This window comes from Paenibacillus sp. FSL R5-0912, assembly GCF_000758605.1.
Classification (GTDB): domain Bacteria; phylum Bacillota; class Bacilli; order Paenibacillales; family Paenibacillaceae; genus Paenibacillus_AQ.
In genome coordinates this window covers 6,345,052-6,367,722 of record NZ_CP009282.1, presented here as the reverse complement: position 1 = coordinate 6,367,722, position 22,671 = coordinate 6,345,052, and the positions used below count along the sequence as shown (strand labels likewise).

The window sequence follows — 22,671 nt, the reverse complement described above, 5'->3', positions numbered from 1 at the left end:
CTTAGTTCGTAATAGGCATAACCAGAGGTGATGTCTGTGCAGCTTAAGGTCGTTTTTAAGTCCGTTGAAAAGGAAAAGGCACTTGAAAGAATTATTGAAGAATTGGTTGATGATACCATTCGCAAGGTGCTCTCCAAACATCCTGGTATGAGCTATAATAGGGAGACTTCTAAGGACAGACAACCATGATGAATCAGGTGATTTTCAGATGATAAATCCTAATGTAACAGCCATATATGTACGTGTATCTACCACAAAAGACTCCCAAAAAGACAGCCCTGAGCACCAGAGGGGGCTCTGTGAAGAAAAGGCAAGAGTGCTTGACTTAGATGTACAGTATTCTTATGAAGATCGTGACACAGGAACATCCATCGTAGCAAGGGAAGAGATTCAGAAATTGATCCAGGATGCCAAATCCAAGTATTTTGGTACCATAATATTCGCTTCACTTTCACGCTTCTCAAGAGACACGCTTGACTCACTTAACCTAAAGAGGATCTTGGTGGATGCTTTAGGCATCCGATTGATTTCTATTGAAGAAGGCTTTGATTCGCTAAAGGATAATGATGAGCTCAAATTTCAGATCATTTCCGCAGTGAATCAGAAACTCAGCGAACAGATCAGTCTTTCATCGAAACGTGGTATTAGGCAGTCCGCGCTAAAAGGGAATTTTACAGGAAGTGTTGCTCCTTTTGGATATAGAAAAATCGTGAGTAGTGATAAAAAGACTCTTGCACCTGATGAAAATTATAGTTATATCGTCGAACTCATCTTCCATTTATATGTATCCCGAAAGATGGGGGAAAAGGCAATTGTACAGTACCTTAATAAGGATATGGAGATTCCTTCTCCGAAAGGTGGAGTTTGGGGTATTACGACAATTCAGAGAATTCTAACCAACGAGGTGTATACAGGGCAGAATGTCTTTGGTAAATACGAAGTGAAAAAGGTCTATAATGACATCAACAACATGTCTGACCGAAGCAAAAAACAAGTACAGAGGGAAAAGGCAAAATGGGAAAGATCAGCCGAACAAACTCATGAAGCCATAATTGACGATAAAACGTTCGAACTTGCGCAGGAGATTCGCTTAAAACGTGGAGGAGGAAGGCGTGGAGGCGTCAGGAATCGAGTGAATGTGTTTGCTGGTATCATCTTTTGCAAGCACTGTGGGGCCTCTCTAGTGACCTGTAAAGGGAAGTCGAGGAAGGACGGTCCAGAATACCGTTATTTGATCTGCTCCACCAGGAGAAGGCAAGGAGAGACAGGCTGTGTCAACAATGCCTGGATTCCTTACAACAATTTTAGAGATACCGTCATCAATGAAGTGAGCAAGAAGTTGAAGCGAGTGATAAACGTTGAGACAGAAACCACGGAAAGTAAAGAAAGAATTTTGAGGAAGAAGTCAGCCATTGATATGGATAAGGATCTAAAGAAGTTGGAGAAGGCTATCCAAGGAAACCGTAAGTTGTTGTTCGAATTGAGAAAACAGAACATTCTCGGGGAGATCGATGAAGAACAATATCGGTTTGAAAAACAACAGTATGAAGAGGAGATTGTCTCACTGCAATCTTTAATAGCAAAGACATCTCAGAATAAGGAAGAACAAATCAATATGGACAAAGTTTACGATGAGATTAGAGCAGCATTGGAAAGCCTTGTTGATCTGGATTTCGCTCATTTGGACGAAATGAGAATAGTTATATCCAAGCTGATTGAGAAGTTGGTTGTGAGTATTGATGGTGAAGTGGAGATTTATACTCCATTGGGTCAATTGGGATCTTAAGTAATCCCCTTTTATAGTGCAATGATAAGACTTATTGTTGATTATGATATTAAATCTATGCAGGCAATGGAGCTGTACTTCCTAAAGTATGGAATGTGGAAATTGATATGAGATGTTCCATTGTGAGTGTTTTCTCTTCTATATCCCCTATTTTTCCAATATAATCATAGTTATGATCCAGAATGCTGGAACTCTAATACTATGGATACCAAAGGGGTAAAATGAGCTTATGGTAAAGAAAACAACAGGGATTAATCCGCCCAAGGAACCCTTACAACTTACTGTCTCAAGAGAAGAGGCAGCGGATCGCCTTTCAAAACGGGTAAATGAAGGGCAGGAGTTACTTCAAAGCCCGATAGGTTCGGAGGAAGCGTACAAGGCATTAATCCCACATTTTACAAAATGGGACGATTTTAACGGGTTATTATTAAAAACAATTTTTACAGTAGAGGATATTTCCGAGGAGTATAGCAAAGGAACAGGTGCATATGCCATTGCAACGTCGTGGATGGATAGTTACAAAAATTTCGTTAGAAAATTCCAAAAAAAATTAACAACGCTTGAGTCCATCATCGGAAGATTAGAACTTATTCCTATCGCAGTGGATTTACCCCAGTTTGTCCATCCTATAAAACAAGACATACCTTCAAAGCCAGTATCTGTGTTTATTGGTCATGGTAGAAGTAAACTATGGGCTAGGCTTAAAACATTTCTACACGATGATTATGGAATAGATTCCTTTTCTTTTGAGTCCGAAACTCATGTAGGCGAATCGATTGTTCCAATTTTAGAGGGATTCTTAGATAAAGCAGCTTTTGCGATTGTTGTTCTTACAGCAGAGGATGAGACAAATGAAGGTAAGATACGGGCACGTCAAAATGTTATTCACGAAGCAGGACTTTTCCAAGGACGCCTAGGATTTAAAAAGGCAATTTTGCTTAGGCAAGAAGGATTAGATGACTTCTCTAATGTAGATGGACTTCAATATATAGGCTTCACTGGTGATAATATAGAGCAGACTTTCTACGAGTTGGGGCGTGTCTTAAAACGTGAAGGTGTTATTAAGTAATAAGTTGAAGAGGAAGATGAAAAATCCTTTAAGTTTACAGAAAGTGGTAGTTTACTGAACCGCTATTTAATTGGAATTTTTTTTACGCTTGAAACCCACCTATCAAGTTTTCAAAACACATCTCTGTTATGCAAAAACTAAACGTAAAAGGCCGTTCGCAAACGGTTGTCGATCTGATCAAGCTTGGGGAGCTGGAAAATTAGTTGCCGTGCTCGGAAGTGACACGTTTACACCTTCTTTTACCCTGCGGGGCGAGGGAAGGTTTTTAATTTCCTGAACCTCGATATATTTATAAATGTGAGTGGAAGTACATTATCAGCTCCAACTATACAAGATGAATTTAGTGAAAGTAATCTTCTTCAACCATTTAAATCTCTATTGAATTGGGATAGAAATTCTGAAATTAGTTCAAATCATATACCGCAATGGTGGACTGCTTCTAATAAGCTGAAGGGGTTGTTGGTGGAATTCTCGAGAAGCCACTCTATGCTAATGGCATTGGATCAGGTTATTCTCAACAATTAGTTCCTGTATCACGATTGTTTATTGAGGAGACGGAGTTTAGGACTATAGGAGTATTCGGGTAAACTGATCGAGTCAAAGAAAAAATGCTTAACATTCACAAACATATCTATAATAAACATATTAAATTGTTCAACTTATATTGTCATAAGGATGAGGCATACATCTGTTCTTCTGCCAGACCGAATTCGTATAATAAAGAACAAGTTACATGGCTTGGGATACGCTATGGTAAGTCACCAAAACAAGTCAATTATATAAATGCAACACAAAATGTAAAAAATACATATGGAGAGGATTATGGTTTTCAAAAACATGCCTGTCTACAGTTCTCAATCACTAGACATGGATTTGAGATCAATTTATTTCATGCCGTAGAACATAAAGCCCATGATCGGTCCTACTTGCATGGTGAACTAGATAAAAATCCACATTTTAAAGATAAGCTAAACCGAGAAATTGCAAATTTAAAAGGTGAAGGGTTTGAGTGGATTATTTTTGATAACCAGTTAGATAAGGAATTTATCTATGTTATCGACGAAGAGCCAGAAGAAAATTTCTCATCCTTTTACACTGCATATGATCTGGATGGTCGAGAATCATTTTTATCTTGCCTGTACAAGTGGGACGACAAAGGTATACAGGATATGGATGTAATCACACAACAGATTGTAACAAAGATGCAAAAACTTCTTCCGCTTTATAAACTAATCGCTTTTCGCGTATAAGTACGTATTATGCAGATGTTTACAATAAGGGCTTATCAAATTCATGTTAGAATGACCACCGTAATGTGATTTTATTGAAACATAAATGGGCGGAAGCCATAGCTAATATCCTTAGTTACTAAATTACATAGGTAGTGAAGAGAAACCCATTACATTCCGAAAGTGATGGCTAAATAAGCTGTTTTGAGCTGCTTGAATAAGTTTGACAGGTAAGCAGCGTAAGCCAATACTTGTGGGAAAATTATTCTATATATCCACTTTATTGAGACTTCATTTAATGTCATTAGTTCAATTTGTATAGAAAAACAATAATTTGTAAGAGGTGATGGATATGAATGGTTCAGAATTTTTGCGAAGCCTGAAAGTAGGAAAACAATGGAACGAAGATGATGCTTCATTATATTTTTCAAAAGAGTCGATTGAAGGAATAAGGTTGAAATTCACGTATCCCCCGTTGTCTGAAGAGCAAAATGACACTTTTAAATTAAGTGGTTACTTTGCTAACCTTGAAGATAATGAGTTATATACTGTGATATATTTACTTGGTTTTTTTAAAATATTTTCAAAAAATATAAAAGTTTACGATAGACAAAATGGTATGAGATTTGAAGTTGAAATGATCGATCCAGCAACTGAGGAGAAAGAACTCTTAGTAATACAGTTTACGTTTTCAAATAATGAAGGATATAAACATGTTCAATTGACAGGTATAGTTATCCCTCCGTTTGCAAAATTTAATCGTTTAAGCCTTATGATAGTGTCTTTGTTGTATTTATGTGCTAAAGACTTTGGATATGATTTATGGGTAGTCGGAATAGTAAATGAGAGGTGGTTAAATACATTGATTCACCATGGAGGAATTATCGACCCAGACAATTTTGAAGATGTTCAAATAACTGGGGATTTTTGGGTGTTCAAAGATGATAATGATCGACACAACTATAGTTTAGCTTTCAGAACGAACATTCAAGAATGGTGGATGTGACATGATTTGAAATCTTGACAACAAGAAGGTGTATTTCAAACCACACCACGAACGTCATGCAAAAATTAAACGTAAAAGGCCGTTCGCAAGCGGTTGTCGAGCTGATCAAGCTTGGGGAGCTGAAAATATAGCTGCCGTGCTTCAGAGGTGACGCGTTTAAGCCTTCTTTTACCCTTCGGGGTGAGGGGAGGTTTTTTGTTGTGACAGGTCTCTGAGCAAGATAATCCGTTCAACAAGCTTTTCTCAGTACATGGTATTATCGTTTCGGATGATTATTTTGAAAAATAAACAGGAATAGACCAAGTGACTGCCGTCCGAGTGAGGAGGCGTCATTTGGTCTATTTTTCAAGCTGGATAATCATCGCTTCAAAATCCACTTGGCATTTGGTTCTCATCATAAAATCAATGCCAATAATTCCATCAAAGCCGTAAGGCTCTTGAATCGAACCAAGCTGTATGGGGAAATCACTCAAATCGATACCTTCAATGCAAAAGCCGGGAATCTGCTGCTCATAACAAATTTCACTCGTTCCCCCTACTCCATACATCCGCTTGGCTCTTCCGTTAATAAAATCAATATCGATACCTATTACAGCTAGTATATCGGAATCAAAAACGGTTGCAGCACAGCCAGTATCAAATAAAAGATTTTTAAAAGAAATGGATTGAACATGGTGAGTTAGAGTCAAAGAAACAATAGGCAGGCCATGCAGAAGGTGTAACTTCATATCTGTTGCCGTACTCCTGAAAAAAACTCTTCCACAACCTCAACATCATTTCTGCTTGTATGAAATACATACAGTTCACGGTTTGGATGATGCTTATGCAGCTTTTTATAGCCGCTCCAAGCTTCTTGCGGGTTATCGTAATCTTGTATGACTGCGATATCCTCTAAATGACGCATGCGGTTACTTGAGGTTGCTTTAATTGCTTCCACCAGTACAAAGCGGCTTGGGTGTAATTCTGTAATCTCTCCCCACTTCATTGGCTTCACCTCGCTTAGTTTATCATCTTTTCAGTATAGCATAGATGCTTAAGGATGACGGAAGTGAGTGAAGCAATTGTAATTATATGGTGCGATATAGTTAATAAGATCTATTTTTAAATGGAGAAAAAAATAGGTCATCCCTTTAACAGAGAAGGAAGTTAATCGATTATTTCAATTGTTAGATGATAATCAGATGAACTTCTTGAAGAACTATTTGAAGCAAAGTAAAAAAGTAAATGGTTGGAGAAACTCGCTCATAAAAAAGGAATTGTATTGCATTCCAGAACTTCAGCAGACGACAAGCTTGGGGAGTTGAAAATCTAGCTGCCATGCTTCAGAGGTGATGGCGTTTAAGCCTTCTCTTATCCTTGGGGGTGAGGGGATGCGGAATTTGTGAATAGGGAGGCCGAGAATGAAAGACCCGAAGATGTTAGAGAAGAAAGAACAACTGCTGCAGCTAGTGCGGGGGTTCTGCCAGGAATATCTGGATGAAGATTATGGACAGCTGTCCTGCAAAATGGTAGAAAAGCTGGGACGCAAACGGACGGTTCCTTTTATGAGCGGAAAGCTGGAAATCTGGGCAGCAGGCATTATTCACGCCATTGGGACGATTAACTTTTTGTTTGATAAAAGCTTTGAGCCTTACGTTTCTGTGCATGACATATGTGAATATTACGGTGCTGCTCAAAGTACAACCTCACAGAAATCCAAGTTACTACGCGATATGTTCAAAATGGGGCATTTCGGAGGCGAGTTTGCCACACAGGTCTCTGAGCAAAATAATCCGTTCAACAAGCTCATCTCAGTAAATGGAATTATCGTTTCGGATGATTTTTTTGAAAAATAAACAGGAATAGACTAAGTGACTGCAGTCCAAGTATGGAGGCGTCATTTGGTCTATTTTTCAATAATCAGCGAATATTAAGCCTTCTGCATTTTATGGATTGACGGATGGGGGAATTGGTTGTAAAATCTGTGTAAAGTATAAACCTTTAAACTTTCAATTGGATTTTATGTTTTTAGTGATTTTAAACCTAACGTACAATGTACGATTTTTCAGTCAGGCTGCAAGTTTAGCATACTGAGTAAATCTTTTTTATTTCTCTAAAAGTTAAATCGATTAAACTTTTGAATTTGGAGGCATAGATGCTTAGATGAACATTCATGATGTAGCCAAAAAGTCAGGGCTCTCTGTAGTGACCGTATCCAGAGTTCTAAACAATTCACCCTCTGTACGTGAGGGCAACCGCCAGAAAGTGCTGAGTGCTATTGAGGAGTTGAATTATCAGCCCAATTCAGCGGCGCGGAGTCTGGTACGCGGCAAGACTGGAGTCATTGGGATGTCGATTACCAACTTTAACGACTCTTTCTATGACCGCGTGATCCGCGTGGTGAACCGGAAGCTGGCAGAGCAGGGTTATTTCCTGGCCCTGTCTATCGCTGAGAATGACGATGATGGGGTCAACTTCCTGTTCCAGAAGGACCGCGTGGACGGGATTATCCTGTTGTCTCCGCTGGAGGAGAAGGAATATGTGGAGGAGCTGAAGCGAAAGAACATTCCTGTGGTCCTGCTGGATAACCAGTACGAGCATGAAGATGTTCCAAGTGTGCTCGTTGATAACTATCAAGGAGGATATGAAGCTGCCGGGCACCTGATCAGCCTTGGACACACAAAGATCGCCTATATCGGCGGCCCGCCGGAGTTCCTCAGTGTAACGGAGCGCAAACGGGGGTATGTCCAGGCGTTGAATGAAGCGGGGTTAACGCCCTTCGGCACGGAATATTGCGGATTTACGGTAAGCAGCGGGTATGAGGTGGCCCAGAGATGGATTCGTGAAGATAAGCTGCCGACGGCCATTTTTTGCGGAGACGACTTTATTGCGCTTGGGGTTGTTCAAGCTCTGCGGGAGGAAGGGATTCGGGTGCCTCAGGATATCTCAGTGGTTGGCTTTGATGATCAGCAGTTTGTCGGTGAATTCTACCCGCGGCTCACGACAGTCAGGCAGCCCGAGGCGCAGATGGGCAATATCGGTGTTGACATCCTGCTGAAGCTGATTCATGGGGAGGTGATGCCGCCTGCGGTAACGAAGCTTGCGCCTCAGCTTCTCATTCGTGAATCTACCGCTTCTGTTCGATTAACTTGAAATTTAGGAGTGAACTATCTGTGAAGTATTTTTTGGGAGTGGATGCAGGGGGCAGTAAGACCTACGCAATGATTGCAGATGAACAGGGGAAGATTCTTGGTGCGGGCAAGGGCGGGAACGGGAATCATCAGCTGAACCGTGAGCAGGCGGAGAACAGCTTGAAGCAGGCTGTATCGGAAGCCATTATGGCCTCAGGGCTGACCAGGGATCAGCTGGATTACTCCTGGTTCGGCCTGGCGGGAGCAGACAGAGAAGCTGATTTTAGAATTTTGCGGCCCATCATCGGCAGCCTTGGCCTTCCCCGGACGGAGATTTCCTGCGATACCTGGAATGCGTTGCGGTCAGGTACAGAGAAGAACTATGGGATCGTGTTGATTTGCGGATCGGGCGTGAACTGCAGTGGACAAAATCCGGCTGGTGCTACCTACCAATGCGGCGGCTTCGGTTACCGGTTCGGGGATTTCGGCGGCGGCTATGATCTGAGTATGGAAGTGTTCCGCAGCGTCCTCAGGGCGGATGACGGAAGAGAAATGGAGACAGTGTTAAGCAAACGCTTAACTCAATTGCTGGGCTATACCACCGTTTCAGAGTTAAGAGAGGATTACCTCGATCATTTCAGAGACTTGCCTCCCCAAATTGCGGAGCTGTTGTTTCAGGCCGCAGAGGAAGGAGACCCGGTGGCCACCGGGCTGCTGGTCAAGCAAGGGGATGAGCTGGGTCTGGCTGCGGCTTCGGCCATCCGCCGGTTGGCCATGGAGGAGGACATCTTCGATATCGTGCTTGCAGGCAGCCTGCTGACCAAGGGAGACCGCTCGGGCATCATCCGGCGGGCCATTGAGCGAAGAGTGAAGCAGGCGGCTCCGAATGGCACATTAAGGATTCTAACCCGGGAGCCGGTTGTAGGGTCGGTCATTCTGGCGATGGAAAGCAGCGGTATGCATGTGAATCATGAGGTTCTTGATCATCTATCACAGGGTAAGGAGGAGCAATTATCATGGAGGAAACATTGAAGCTGGTTGTTATCGGAGCGGGGTCATCGTATACGCCTGAATTAATTGAAGGGATCATCCTGCATCATCAGGAGCTTCCTGTCCGCGAAATCTGGCTGGTGGATATTGAAGAGGGAAGAGAGAAGCTACATACGATTGCGGAGCTGAGCAAGCGCATGATTGCAGCGTCCGGACTGCCGATTACCGTGACCCAGACGCTTGAACGCCGGGAGGCCATTGCCGGAGCGGACTTCGTCTGCACGCAAATCCGGGTAGGGATGCTGGAAGCACGCAAATGGGACGAATTGATTCCGCTTGAGTACGGTGTCATCGGTCAGGAGACGACCGGTCCCGGAGGAATGATGAAGGGCCTGCGGACCATCCCGGTCATTCTGGATATTTGCAAGGATATCGAGGAGCTGGCTCCGGATGCCTGGCTGCTGAATTTCACGAATCCGGCCGGGATGGTGACTGAGGCTGTCCACAAATATTCATCGGTCAAAAGCGTAGGCCTGTGCAACTCACCGATCGGTTTCCAAAAGTGGCTCTCGGGGTTCTTCGGACTTCCTATGGAGAAAATCTATGCGGAGTTTGTCGGCATTAACCATCTGCACTGGGTATCCGATGTCGTGATTGACGGGAAGAGCAAGCTGCAAGAGCTTATTGATTACCCCGAGAGCTATAAGGCAAGTAATGTGCCGTTTGATGCCTGGGACCACCGGTTTCTGAACAGTTTGCAGGCCATTCCCTCTTACTACTTGAGCTATTACTATATGACAGACGAGATGCTGGCGGAACAGAAGGAAGCAGCAGCAACGACCGGATCACGCGCTGAAGTCGTGAAGAAGGTGGAGGAAGAGTTGTTCGAGCTGTACCGGAACATAGAGCTGAAGGAGAAGCCGAAGCAGCTGGAACAGCGCGGCGGAGCCTATTACTCGGAGGCGGCAGTGCTGCTGATGCGCTCCATTCATAATGATTCCCGCGATATCCAGACGCTGAATGTAAGGAATAACGGAATTATTGATTTCCTGCCGGACGATGCCTCGATTGAAGTGAACTGTATGGTCACCAAGCAGGGTCCGCTGCCGATTCCGCTGCGCAGAGTTCCCCAGTCCGTCAGAGGCCTGCTGGCTGCGGTCAAGCAATATGAGAGCCTCACCATCGAGGCGGCTGTTCACGGAGACCGGGATGTGGCTCTGCAGGCTATGGTCCATCATCCGCTCATGCCATCAGTCACCGTAGCTGAACAGCTGCTGGATGAAATGCTGGAGAAGAACAAACCGTTTTTACCGTTGTTTCACTAGAATCGTCCAGAGGAGGTAAAGCGGATGAACACGGCCGGAAAAGCGAGCAGGTGGAAGAGATTTACCAGTCAGTTGGATTTGCAGTCCATGGTTTGGCCGGGCATTATCTTTGTATTCATTTTTAGCTACATTCCGATGTATGGCGTGGTGATGGCGTTCCAGCAATACGATATTTTCGGCGGCATGATGAATAGCCCCTGGGTTGGTTTTATGCAATTCAGAATGTTCTTCGAGGCGCCGGAGTTCTGGAATGTGATGCGAAACACCCTTGTGATTAGCCTGCTTAAATTGATTATTTCTTTTCCTGCCCCGATACTGCTTGCGCTGATGCTGAATGAAGTCGGGCATATGGGCTTCAAACGCGTGATCCAGACCGTCAGCTATTTACCTTATTTCCTGTCCTGGGTTATTGTATCCGGTTTCGTGTTTTCGCTGCTATCCGTAGATAACGGAACGGTGAACTACGTGCTGGAGCGGTTCAATCTGGCCGGGGAGCCCATTAACTTCCTGGCGGTACCCAAGTATTTCTGGTCCATTCTGGTAAGTGTAAATGTGTGGAAGGAAGTCGGGTTTGGAAGCATCGTCTATCTGGCTGCGATTGCCGGCATTGATCCGACCCTGTATGAGGCTGCATCCATAGACGGAGCAAGCCGGTTTAAGCAAATTCACCTGATTACACTCCCCAGCATTACCCCCATTATCGTCATCTTTATGATTCTTGCCATCGGCGGTCTGCTCAGTGCGGGCTTCGAGGATATTCTGCTGCTGGCAACCAATCCAATCCTGCGACCCTACTCCGATGTTATCGACACCTATGTGTACCGCGTCGGGATATTAAATGCCAGATTCTCTTATGCGACAGCGGTAGGGCTGTTCAAAGCGGTGATCAGTGTCATTCTGCTGGTGACAGCCAACACAATCGCCCGCCGGGCAGATGTTAGTCTCTGGTAGGTACTACTATAGCGAATGCTTCCGGGTGCAAGTTTTATTGCGATGTATCGACTGTAAGTAATGCTCCATAAACCTTTTAGGAGGGGTGAACATTGAGACTAAGCCTGGGCGATAAAGTGATGCAGCGGACTATTTATATCCTTTTGACACTGCTGGCGCTACTCATGCTGTACCCGTTTTGGAATGCGCTCGTCATTTCCTTTAATCTGGGGAGCGATACGGCGCTCGGCGGTGTAACCCTGTTGCCAAGAGCATTTACCCTGGAAAATTATTATATTGTGTTTCAGGATGACCGCCTGTTGAATTCGTTTCTGATCACTATTCTTAGAACGCTAAGCGGCACGGCATTATCCGTCTTCTTCACGGCCCTGTTAGCCTACGGCATGTCCAAGAAGACCTTGCTTTTCCGCAAACCATATATGGTGTTCTTCATGATTACAATGTTCTTCAGCGGAGGGCTCATCCCCAGTTACTTACTCATTCGCTCTTTGGGCCTGCTGGACACCTTTTGGGTTCTGATTATTCCCGGCATCATCAGCGTCTGGAACATGATTGTCATCCGCACCTTCTTCAGCGCTTTACCTGAGGGACTGGAAGAATCCGCCAAAATCGATGGCAGCAGCAACTACGGTATTTTCTTCCGGATCGTGATTCCCGTCTCCGGCCCGGTGCTGGCCACGATATCTTTATTCACCGCAGTAAGTTACTGGAACGACTGGTTTACGGGAGCGATCTATATTACCAAGGATCACTTGCTTCCTATACAGACGCTGCTGCGGCAGGTGATGAACTCCAACATTATGACCCAGATTGGCTCCTCGAATGCGATCGCGCTGGATCATATGAACCGGAACCGGACGATTACCACGAAGTCACTGACTATGGCTACGATGATGATCGCTACCATTCCGATTATCCTGACCTACCCTTTTCTCCAGAAGTACTTTGTTAAGGGTGTAATGGTCGGTTCATTGAAAGAATAGCACTCCCCATCTTACGTAGAAAGAAGGAAAAAGAATGCGCAAACGCCTAAAATGGGTAGCTCTTTTGCTGACTTCGCTGGTGCTTCTGCTTGCTGCTTGCAGCGGAGGGGGAAATTCTGACACTTCGCAGAACAATCTGAATTCTGGGGCCGCCACAGATGACGGCAGCGGGATCAAGCCTGTCACCTTCAGCTTCTATGGCAACTACGACTGGCTTACGACCTCACCTTGGGGGGAGAACGAGGCGACCAAGTGGATTCAGGAGAACCGCAAGGTTACGGTTGAACCGATACAATCCGGAGGAGCAGCCGGAGAAAAGCTCAACACGATGATCGTCGGCGGTGATTTGCCGGATGTTATTTTTACGGACCGGGGGTCCTCAGTAGAACGGCTGGTGCAGGCAGGGCAGCTCGTTGCACTGGATGAATATTATGAGAAATATCCGAACTTCAAGAAATATGTGAAGGAATCGACCCTGAATCTGCTCCGTTCAGATGACGGGCAAATCTATCAAATTCCGAACTGGTATACCTCCGGGCAATTCGGAAACGGCGGGTGGATGGTGAATAAGGATATTTATAACGCACTCGGCAGACCGGTGCTGGAGACCTTTGATGACTTATATCAGTATTTGCTCATGGTGCAAGACAAGTACCCGGATGTAGTCCCTCTGGAGGTTGGGGAGAAGGGGGCAGGTCTGGAAATTATGTATGGCGGTTTCAGGGAGAACTCCACCAGCAAGTTCGTTACACTCATGGGGCATCCGCAAGGCGACAAGCTGACATCTATCCTGGACGATCCCGCTTACGAGGAGATGGTGCTGTACATCAATAAGCTGTACCGCGAGCGGCTGATTACACAGGACGCGCTGCAGCAGACCCAGGATGCGGTCAAGGAAAAGGTCAATACCGGCCGGGTAGCGGTCATGGTCGAATCCAATATCACTACGTATGGAGCCGAGGGACACCGGGCATTGACGGCGAACAATCCGGACAGCGGTTATGAAATTATCTGGCCTGTCCACAAAGCAGGAATAGACAAGACCAAAGTATTTGTAAGCGGCTTTGAGACGCTGGGCTGGAACGTCAGTGTCATTACCAAACAAGCCAAGGACCCGGAGGCTATCTTCGCTTACTTTGACTGGATTACGGGTCCAGAGGGACAAAAGGTGCTGTTCTTCGGCCCTAAGGGCTTATACTGGGATGAAGAGGACGCGGATGGAGCGCCTATTCCGAATGAGAAATACAAGACCACCCCTGCTAACGAGCGTACGGATACGATGAGAAAATTCGAGGACTTTAACTGGGCGGGAAATACGACCTTCATTGATACGGCGAAAATGAGCCTCGAGGCGCTGCTCTCGGCGAACCAGAAATCATGGGAGACCGTGGCGCAGTCTACGGTGACCTGGAAAACCGCGCTCGACATTACGGAATTCGTAAATACCGACCCGCTTCCCGATACGGAGACCGGCATCATCGCACAGAATGTCGCGGATATCTATACCCTTGCTTACGCGCAGATGGTTCAGGCGAAGTCGGATGAAGAGGTGCTGGCGGCACTGGAGACGGCTAAGAAGAACACCGCAAAGGCAGGGCTGGATAAGCTGCTTGAGTTCAGAACCGAAAAGTGGCAGGAAAATGTTAAGAAAATCAACGCTACGAAATAACTCTTGTTAGAAGTTCAATAAGACTATGATGTGGAGGCGAGATTATGACATTTGCACGGAGATCGGGGTTCAAGGCAGTGCTGGGTATCGTGTTGGTTTCTTCGGTAGCGGGTGGTTCCCTTCCCCTTCCGGCCCAGGCCGAGGACCAGAGCAATCCCCCTTTCGAGACGGAAGTGATTGTACGGACCGTGAACCAGTTCAAGAACATGGCGGATGTGCAGAATTTCATCGGGCTGTCCACAAGCTACGGGGTCGATGTCATCAGCATGAACGTGAAGCAGGATGAAGATGATGAGGTTCCGTCCGGCAGTGTATTTTATCAGAGTAATATCGCGCCCATTGCCCAGGGCTACCAGAATTTCGATGCCCTGCAGGCTGTCATTACGGCAGCTCATGCCGCAGGAATTAAGGTTCATGCCTGGATTCCCCAGTTCCATGACCAGCAGGCCTTCCTGGCTCACGATGAATGGCAGATGCAGGCGCTGGTGGACGGGGTTCAGACTCCGTTTACAGGCTCTAACGGCAACGAATATTTCGTCAATCCAATTCATCATGAAGTGCAGCAGTATGAGCGTTCCATCATTCAGGAAGTGATTGAGAATTATGATGTGGACGGGGTTGTGTTGGACTGGATCCGCTTCGACAATTACAACATGGACGTTAGTGATTACACGGTTGCGAAGTATCAGGCGGAGTTCGGGTATTCGCCGCTCAGCATTGACTTTGATACGGATTCGCCGCAGCGTCAGCAGTGGAACGAATGGAGAACGGAACAAATTGGACAGTATGTAGGCGATATCCGTGAGGATATTGCTGCATCCCCGAATCCGGATGTGCAGCTTGGTGTGTATATTTTGCCGCCGGAATTTACAGAGGTTGGACAGAATGTAGCCAAGTTCAAGGACGAGATCGACTTTGTCGCACCGATGGCGTACTTCGATGACTGGGAGTTCAACAGTGATTGGGTATACAGCACTTCCTACGGCATCCTGAAGGATACGAGCGACCGGATCAGCGGCAGTGCTGCGGACATCGTAGCCACCTTGGATAATGACTGGACCGATGATCAATATCAGGAGGTCTACAAAGGCATCCGCGAGAATTATCCGGACGTGAAGCGCCTGGCGTTCTTTGCCTACGGGGCCTGGCCGGAAGATGAGCTGGCGAACATCCATGAACGTGAGACCTGGCCGACACCAGGCTGGACGGCTCCGGTAGAGCAAGACTATCCGGCCCAGCTGCCCGCTGTGTGGAAGGCGCGGAATATCGGTTCCATGCCGGGGAACGCCACCTACAATGCTTCCAATAAGCAATTTACACTCAGCAGCAGCTCGACGGATATTTGGGGGAATGCGGATCAGCTGAATTATATATACCAGCCCGTGAGCGGCAATGCGGAGATTGTTGTTAAGGTGCAGTCCACCAGCTGGCTGGACGGCTGGGCCAAGGCTGGCATTATGATCCGGGAGTCCCTGGTCCATAATTCGAAGCACGCGGATATGATGCTTACCCCCGGGAATGGGGCGACCTTCCAGTATCGTGCTGAAACCGCAGGCGATATGACCGACCATACGGCGGCCGCCTCGGCTCCGAAATGGCTGAAGCTGACCAGAACCGGAAATACGTTCAAAGGGTCGATTTCGGCAAGCGGGAGCAGCTGGCAGACGGTCGGAACGGTTCAGATCCCCATGAAACGTAAGGTGTATATCGGCATAGCGCTCAGCAATCCGGGGAATGATTCGCGGGGCAAGGCCGTGTTTGGAAATGTGAAGGTTACGGACTAAGCCTAAGCATAAGAGCCGCAGAACCAATATGAGCTATATAGTGAGGCCGAAGGAGGCGTGAATATGACTATGCCGCTACGGGAACGGCAGTATTACTTCCGGGACTACTACGATCAGGGTGAGGAGCTGGTGCTGGAAGGGCAGCAGCTGAGAATCGGGCTGACTTCAAAGTTCTCCATGATCCAGAAGTGGGAGTGGCCGCTTGCTGCGGATGGCCCGATTGTAATTATTGAACCGCTACAAGAAGGAGAGGCACCCGCACCGGGCAATGCCACGCTGGAGCTTGAATATGAGGGATCGCTTAAGGCGGATGGCTACCGGCTGGACATCCGTAAGGACGGAAAAATTACAATTGCAGCCTCCAATAAGCGAGGACTAAGGTATGGGATGGATGCTCTGCACCACCTGCTGCGCATAGATGAAGGGAAGTGCCGGTTGCCCGTGGCTACCCTTCACGATGAGCCTTCTTTTCCAGTCCGCGGCATTATTGAGGGCTTCTATGGCACGCCGTGGAGCTTTGATGACCGGATGGATGCTGTGCGCTATATGGCGGCTCACCGCATGAACGCCTTCATGCATGCTCCCAAGGATGATCTCTATCACCGTGAGCTGTGGCGTGAGCCTTATCCTGAGGCTATGTTTGCCCAGATACGTGAGCTGAAGCAGGAATGTGACGTCCAACTGGTAGACTTCTATTATTGCATTAGTCCGGGGAACGATCTGCAGTTTCGCAGTGAAGATGATTTTGCCAGTCTGGAAGCGAAGCTGGGGGCGATGATCGCCATCGGTGTCCGGCATTTCGCTCTGCTCATGGACGACATCGACTACGCATTGTCTGGGGAGAACCTCCATTACCTGGAGCGCTCCGGACTGGCGCACGCCTATGTGGCCAACCGTGTCTATGACTATTTGAGCCGTCAGTTGCAGAAGGTTACTCTGGTGATGTGCCCCTCTGAGTACTGGTCCTCCTGGGATACCGAATATAAGCGGGATATCCGCGAGAAGCTGCATACGGACATCAAGGTATTCTGGACCGGCTCTTCGGTCTTCGCCCGGCAAGTCGGAAGCAGGGATGCACGGAATAATTACAGCTATTACGGACATGAGCTGTGGCTGTGGGACAACATACCCGTCAATGATGCCGACTACGACCGGCTGTTTCTGGACCCGGTTCGCGGACGTTATTCGCAGCTTGATCAGACCGGACACCAGGCAGTGGTAGCGAATCCGATGGTTCAATGGGAATGCTCCAAGATTACACTGAACACAATGGCCCACTACATGTGGAACAGTGAGCGTTATATGCCGGAGCTTTCCTGGGAGCTGTCGGTCCGGGAGTTCGCCGGAGAGCTGGCAGACGATATGATGTTCTTCTGCAGCCAGAATCTAAATAGCCAGCTCTATAGCGGTGGATATGAGGAACTGAAAGAGGCCTTGCAGAGCAAGGATATCCCGAGGCTTGATTTGTATTTCGACCGCCTGGAGAGCGTCTCCTACCGGTTACTTGAAATGGAGAATTCCAAGTTTAAGGAAGAGGCAGGGCCCTGGCTGCAAAGAGCGCTGGCGGATGTAGAGCTGTGGAGAGCCTTGCGGCAGAAGGTTGCCGGCACGCCTCTGCCCGGAGCCGATGAAGAATTGCGTAAGCGGGCTGAAGCCTGTCAGGCCTTTGAGGTCCGGCTGGGAAGTGATCCCGCCTGGAAAGCCGCCGAAGCCTGGGGATTTGCTGTCAGAGAAGGAAAGGACGGATACCGGCTGACGGTGGATGCGGAGGCTGGAATATAATCGGCAGAGCACAGTGCAGCAGACGTAAAAGCCTTTTGCAAGCGGTTCCCTTGACGGCTCAAGCCTGGGGAACTGGAAACATAGCTGCTGTGCTACAGTGGTGACGCGATTAAGCCTTCCTTTACCCTTCGGGGTGAGTGGAGGTTTTTTGTTATATTCTAGAGACTTACTGATTGTTACTTTGTAACTTATCAAAAAAAGCAATAGTCCTTAATACTATGAATCTGCTAAGCTACACACTGGGTTTTAATACTTTATGTCTAATTATCGAACGTACCCGAATCGTTGCTGTCACTCTGCCATTTATCTATTCGCTTTGTTAATCTAATGTAATGGATCGGCTATGGATAGGAAGTTCTTTTTGATCTTTAAATAAGAAGATTCACTAACGTGTTGCGATTTATATTTCCATAGGATTTTGTGGAGGAATTTGTTGGATTGTTGTAAAGTTATTAATGAAAAGGATTATTTTGTGATTTGATTATGATTCTATGGGGGAGAATGATTCAATGTCAACTGACGCGGAAGGTCTTTCTAATCTAGGTATAACATATCAAGTGAACAAACAATATGAAGAAGCCATAAAATGCAATAAAATAGCAGTTGAACTGGAACCCCAAAATGCAGAATATCAGCAACGTTTAGGAATATCATATCATGCCAATAAACAATATAAGGAAGCCATAGATGCCAAAAAGAAGGCAGTCGAGCTAGAACCTAAAAATGCAGAATATCTAGATAGTTTAGGCATATCATATTTCATAAACAAACAATATGAGGAAGCTATAAAATTCATGAAAAATGCGGTCGGAATAGAACCGGATAATGCGAAATATCTGGATAATTTAAGTACAATTTATCATACAATAGAGCAATATGAGGAAGCTATTGAATTTACGAAAAGAGCTGTTGAACAGGAACCTGAGAACGCAAGTTATTTAAACAGTTTGAGTTTATCATACCATGTTGATGGACAATATAAGGAAGCTATAGTGGCTTCAAAAAAAGCGGTAGAACTAGAACCGAACAATGCAGAATATTATGAGGGTCTGAGTGCATCTTATCATGCAAACGGGCAATATGAGGAAGCTATAGTGGCTTCAAAAAAAGCGGTAGAACTAGAACCAAACAATGCAGAATATTATGAGGGTCTGAGTGCATCTTATCATGCAAACGGGCAATATGAGGAAGCTATAGTAGTTTCAAAGAAAGCGGTAGAGCTAGAACCAAACAATGCAGAATATCTTGACAGTTTGAGTATATCGTTACGGGCAAACGGACAACATACAGAAGCTATAAATGCTCTGAAAAAAGCAGTGGAGTTAGAACCAAATAAAGCAGCGTATCGTGTGGGTTTAAGTAAATCTTATTTGAAAAATAGACAATTTGAGAAAGCCATAGCGGCAGCGAAAAAAGTACTTGAATTAGAACCAAACAACGCAGAGTATCATGACAGTTTAAGCGAATCGTATCAATTAAACGGAGAATATGAGAAAGCCATAGAAGCAGCGAAAAAGGCAGTTGAGCTAGAGTCCAACAACGCACATTATCATCACAGTTTAGGTGCGTCCTATTATGCAAATGGACAAAATGAGGAGGCTATTAAGGAATACGAAACAGCTATAGCTTTACAACCAACTAATAACCAATATTATGATGATTTAGCGTTAGTTTATCTAAGGCTTTCAAATGGTAAAAAAGCTCTTGAAGTACTTGATAATGCTATAGAAATTGATAAAGCAAAAACTGATAATCGAAAAGCCATGTTGTATTATAATTATGTTTTTTTAGACTATGTATATACAGGTAATATTAACAACTCCAGAACCTATCTTGAGGAGGGGAAGAAAGCATATCTAAACAACCCGAGAAAACAAAGTATAAATAAGTTTTTGAATATATTTTCCGGATCGAATCTATTTAAAAATGTAAATAATTCCAAAATTATTAGTACTTTAAGTGAAAGAATTGAACTAATAAGAATTTTCGCGGAAATTCATTCAGATGTACTTGGCGATACTCAATATTATTTTTTATCTAAGATAGTCTCAACATTTAGGGATTATCCTAAGATTCAGTCAAATTTGATTGGTATTCATCTCAGTATGAAGCAAATTATGAAGCAGTGCGCGATTTCAATTCCGGAAGGTGCTGAACTTGCTCATTATTCTAGACTTGAAAATTTAAACTATCTTGTCAAGAAAAGTGGTGATCCTGCATTCCTAAGATTAAACAATGCTGCATATATGAACGATCCCTCAGAAGGGCTAGTATTTATTTCAACACTTAAGGAATGCCATGGATGCGATGGCTCATTACTAAACAAGGTTTATGATCGGTTTGTTAATGAGGATACAAACATGCAAGCAAGCGATGTTTATTTATTTAGTTTAACTTTACTAGTAGACGAACTGCCTATGTGGGCACAATATGGTGATAAAGGCCATGGATGCTGTTTAGTTATTCGGAATGATTTTTTTGATAGTGTTAATGAGGATATTCAACATGATATTATTGGAAACCGTGAAAATGGGCATACATATGTTAATCCATATATCCCGTATCGGGTAATCTACGTTAAAAGTATTGATAATGAAATACAGCTTAGTATGGCTAATGTAACTGGCGATGATGATAGTCAAAGTATAGATCAGATAAAAGTGGAGCTTGATAATATTGTGAAGTATATCCAAGCTGCTTCAAATATATGCCAAAGCAATGAAAATTTGGAGAATTCATTGATTGAACATTTAAGGGAGTCCATTGATCAGATTAGGTATTTATTCAAAACAACGGTTTACGAATATGAGGAAGAACTCCGTTTGATACGTTATGAACCCATCAATTCTAATGAAATTCAGCTAAACAATGCAAGTTCTCCAGTTCCAACCCTCTATGTTGAACGTACTGGTGAAAACCTTCGGTATTCTAAAATTATACTTGGACCCAAAGTAGAGGAAGCTAATAGAATCGTACCTTACTTGAAATATGTCGACTCTTCTCTTGAAGTGAAGAAATCTAATGTTCCATTTCGTTAATTCTATCCTTCTTTGTAAAACGAAGCGTTCAACGTTCTTTCACCATTCGAGGTGAAGGAAAGCTTTTTTTGATCTTATTTATGCTGCACGATATATTTGATGTGATCCATTAAAACGTATAAGGATTAGATTATGAACGAACTGGTTTAGTCTGATAACATTCCTGCCGTGCTTCAGAGTGACGTATGTAAGCCTTCCTTTCCTTTTGGGGAAGGGGAGGTTTTTTGTTATTTGGATTTTTAAAATGTAAAAGTGAATGAAATCACAATCTATTTTTGCCGGAGTGTTAAATTAAAGCTATCAAGTTAATCCGGGAGGAACTGTTATGAGCAGATATGAACAACAAAGAAATTTTCTGAAATCCAATTTTCATGAGTTCAAACATATTAAAACAGACAAGATCAAAGGAATTGCCCAGCCGCCAATGGTTAAGCCGTTTGATCCGGAATCACTAATTATTGATCTGCCGAAGGTTAGCAGAGATGTAGGGAGTAAAGAGAATATCTTTGATTGTATCGGGCAAAGAAGAAGTACACGCTTCTATTCTGCGGACACTTTAAGTCTGGAGGAGTTATCCTATTTACTATGGGCTACCCAAGGGATTACCGGTATGAGCAAGAATGGGCTTACGCTACGGACCGTGCCCTGCAGTGGGGCGACACACACCTTTGAAACCTATTTAATGATTATGCGGGTAGAGGGCATTCCGCAAGGAATCTACAGGTACCTTCCGGTGGAGCATAAGCTCTCATTTATGTTTGAATTAGATCAGCTGGAACAGAAGATTGATGCGATCACTCTGGATCAGCCCTTTGTCCCTAACTTTGCCCGCAAAGCTTCCGTGCTGTTTGCCTGGAGTACCACACCCTACCGCTCTGAATGGAAATATGATATTTCCGCTCACAAAAAAATCCTCATCGATGTAGGACATGTCTGCCAGAACCTGTATTTAGCCAGTGAATCCATCGGTGCAGGCGCTTGCGCCATTGGCATCTATGATCAGAAGCTGATTGATGAGGTATTGGAGTTAGACGGCGATGAGGAGTTTGTTATCTATCTTGGCGCAGTGGGGAAGAAACGGGAATAGCTTCCTTCCCGAGTTGAAAGTATAGCTGCCGTGCTTCAGTGGTGGAGTTTTAAATCTTCCTTTACCCTTTGGGGTGAGGGAAGGGTTTTTAACACCCTACTTGCACTAATGTTGTATTTTGGGCAGGATTTTCACAAAAGGAACAAGTGAGACCTGTGAGTATTATCTATACTCAATAATATATTGGAAGTAGTCCGCTGCGCTCTGATTGATTTCTTCATCACTAGCCTGAAAGGAGGCTCCGAAGACCGCGAAATAGGGTAATGCGATCGCACCCACATGCACGGCGCTGGCTTTAAACGGTGCTATCACCTCATCTACAGTAAAAGAAACGGAACCGGCTGCCTGGTAATTGTCTTGCTTATCACCGATTGACATAGCTACCCCCAGCTTCTTTCCTCTCAGCTTATTCCCGTTTGAACCATATGCCCAGCCGTGAGTGAAGACGTTATCCAGCCACTTTTTCAGTAAAGGCGGGTAACTATACCAATATAAAGGAAATTGAAAAATAATATGGCTATGTGCTTCGAGTAATCCTTGCTCTTTCGGAACATCAATGCTCCAGTCCGGGTACTCCTTATAAATCTCATGGACCGTAATTTCATCTGTATGCTGATGCAGCTCTTGTTTCCATCTTTTGTTTACTCTTGAAGCTTCGATATTTGGATGTGCTAGGATCACAAGGGTTTTCATAATCAGTCACCTTTCCGGCGGGGATTTGCTTTATGCAGCTGTTTATATTATTTTGGAAGCCGGTAAAAATGTAAATACACACAATAAAGTAACAGGGTTACCTCAAAGTGTGCATTGGACTAAGGTTCGTTATATGGCATGATAGAAATCATAAGATAAGTTAGGCTAA

Annotated in this window: 19 protein-coding genes and 1 pseudogene; 17 read left to right on the top strand and 3 right to left on the bottom strand. The window is 44.8% G+C overall.

The window, feature by feature from the left end:
• Positions 1-208 precede the first annotated feature (208 nt).
• The 6 genes and pseudogenes from R50912_RS26805 (at position 209) to R50912_RS35330 (ending at position 5,221) form a co-directional block, all read left to right on the top strand.
• Positions 209-1,786 carry a recombinase family protein gene (locus tag R50912_RS26805; RefSeq protein WP_042239183.1) on the top strand — a complete coding sequence of 526 codons (1,578 nt, stop codon included), beginning with the start codon at positions 209-211 and terminating at the stop codon, positions 1,784-1,786.
• Between the two features lie 229 nt (positions 1,787-2,015).
• Complete coding sequence (locus R50912_RS33600; RefSeq protein WP_052416712.1) at positions 2,016-2,855, top strand: TIR domain-containing protein; 840 nt, start codon at positions 2,016-2,018, stop codon at positions 2,853-2,855.
• A 116-nt stretch (positions 2,856-2,971) separates the two neighbouring features.
• A pseudogene (locus R50912_RS35335) lies at positions 2,972-3,058 on the top strand (helix-turn-helix domain-containing protein); the annotation flags it as partial.
• Between the two features lie 405 nt (positions 3,059-3,463).
• Positions 3,464-4,105, top strand: coding sequence for a hypothetical protein (locus tag R50912_RS26795; RefSeq protein WP_042239181.1), 642 nt, complete (start codon positions 3,464-3,466; stop codon positions 4,103-4,105).
• Between the two features lie 331 nt (positions 4,106-4,436).
• The gene (locus R50912_RS26790; protein WP_042239180.1) at positions 4,437-5,090 is read left to right on the top strand and encodes a hypothetical protein; all 654 of its coding nucleotides are present in this window, start codon (positions 4,437-4,439) and stop codon (positions 5,088-5,090) included.
• A gap of 11 nt (positions 5,091-5,101) precedes the next feature.
• Entirely contained in the window at positions 5,102-5,221 is a 120-nt protein-coding gene (locus R50912_RS35330; protein ID WP_156123499.1) for a LuxR C-terminal-related transcriptional regulator, read from the top strand.
• 207 nt (positions 5,222-5,428) lie between these two features.
• On the opposite strand, the gene R50912_RS26785 is transcribed toward R50912_RS35330, so the two are convergent.
• Positions 5,429-5,818, bottom strand: a complete 390-nt coding sequence (locus R50912_RS26785; protein ID WP_042239178.1) for a pepsin/retropepsin-like aspartic protease family protein — start codon at positions 5,816-5,818, stop codon at positions 5,429-5,431.
• Entirely contained in the window at positions 5,815-6,075 is a 261-nt protein-coding gene (locus R50912_RS26780) for a hypothetical protein (RefSeq protein ID WP_042239176.1), read from the bottom strand. The genes R50912_RS26785 and R50912_RS26780 overlap by 4 nt, the downstream gene beginning before the upstream one ends.
• Before the next feature lie 415 nt (positions 6,076-6,490).
• Between R50912_RS26780 and R50912_RS26775 the strand changes: the two genes are divergently transcribed.
• The 11 genes from R50912_RS26775 (at position 6,491) to R50912_RS26725 (ending at position 21,809) form a co-directional block, all read left to right on the top strand.
• Positions 6,491-6,925 carry a DUF6398 domain-containing protein gene (locus R50912_RS26775; RefSeq protein WP_042239172.1) on the top strand — a complete coding sequence of 145 codons (435 nt, stop codon included), beginning with the start codon at positions 6,491-6,493 and terminating at the stop codon, positions 6,923-6,925.
• Positions 6,926-7,232: 307 nt separating this feature from the next.
• Positions 7,233-8,222 carry a LacI family DNA-binding transcriptional regulator gene (locus R50912_RS26770; RefSeq protein WP_042239170.1) on the top strand — a complete coding sequence of 330 codons (990 nt, stop codon included), beginning with the start codon at positions 7,233-7,235 and terminating at the stop codon, positions 8,220-8,222.
• Between the two features lie 20 nt (positions 8,223-8,242).
• On the top strand, positions 8,243-9,232 hold the full coding sequence (locus R50912_RS26765; RefSeq protein ID WP_042239167.1) for an N-acetylglucosamine kinase: 990 nt from the start codon (positions 8,243-8,245) through the stop codon (positions 9,230-9,232).
• Entirely contained in the window at positions 9,217-10,515 is a 1,299-nt protein-coding gene (locus tag R50912_RS26760) for a 6-phospho-beta-glucosidase (RefSeq protein ID WP_042239164.1), read from the top strand. The genes R50912_RS26765 and R50912_RS26760 overlap by 16 nt, the downstream gene beginning before the upstream one ends.
• A gap of 24 nt (positions 10,516-10,539) precedes the next feature.
• The gene (locus tag R50912_RS26755) at positions 10,540-11,466 is read left to right on the top strand and encodes an ABC transporter permease (RefSeq protein ID WP_042239162.1); all 927 of its coding nucleotides are present in this window, start codon (positions 10,540-10,542) and stop codon (positions 11,464-11,466) included.
• A 119-nt stretch (positions 11,467-11,585) separates the two neighbouring features.
• Positions 11,586-12,449: a carbohydrate ABC transporter permease gene (locus R50912_RS26750; RefSeq protein ID WP_042243378.1), complete on the top strand. Its 864-nt coding sequence runs from the start codon at positions 11,586-11,588 to the stop codon at positions 12,447-12,449.
• A gap of 34 nt (positions 12,450-12,483) precedes the next feature.
• Positions 12,484-14,118: an extracellular solute-binding protein gene (locus tag R50912_RS26745; RefSeq protein ID WP_042239159.1), complete on the top strand. Its 1,635-nt coding sequence runs from the start codon at positions 12,484-12,486 to the stop codon at positions 14,116-14,118.
• A 44-nt stretch (positions 14,119-14,162) separates the two neighbouring features.
• A complete protein-coding gene (locus R50912_RS26740; RefSeq protein WP_042239157.1) occupies positions 14,163-15,902 on the top strand; it encodes a family 10 glycosylhydrolase in 1,740 nt (579 codons plus the stop codon).
• 63 nt (positions 15,903-15,965) lie between these two features.
• The gene (locus R50912_RS26735; RefSeq protein WP_042239154.1) at positions 15,966-17,684 is read left to right on the top strand and encodes a glycoside hydrolase family 84 protein; all 1,719 of its coding nucleotides are present in this window, start codon (positions 15,966-15,968) and stop codon (positions 17,682-17,684) included.
• Between the two features lie 509 nt (positions 17,685-18,193).
• Complete coding sequence (locus R50912_RS26730) at positions 18,194-20,722, top strand: tetratricopeptide repeat protein (RefSeq protein WP_042239151.1); 2,529 nt, start codon at positions 18,194-18,196, stop codon at positions 20,720-20,722.
• 325 nt (positions 20,723-21,047) lie between these two features.
• On the top strand, positions 21,048-21,809 hold the full coding sequence (locus tag R50912_RS26725) for a SagB/ThcOx family dehydrogenase (protein ID WP_042239148.1): 762 nt from the start codon (positions 21,048-21,050) through the stop codon (positions 21,807-21,809).
• Positions 21,810-21,971: 162 nt separating this feature from the next.
• Here the strand turns inward: R50912_RS26725 and R50912_RS26720 are convergent, their stop codons facing one another.
• Positions 21,972-22,502: an NAD(P)H-dependent oxidoreductase gene (locus R50912_RS26720; RefSeq protein ID WP_042239145.1), complete on the bottom strand. Its 531-nt coding sequence runs from the start codon at positions 22,500-22,502 to the stop codon at positions 21,972-21,974.
• Between the last annotated feature and the right edge of the window lie 169 nt (positions 22,503-22,671).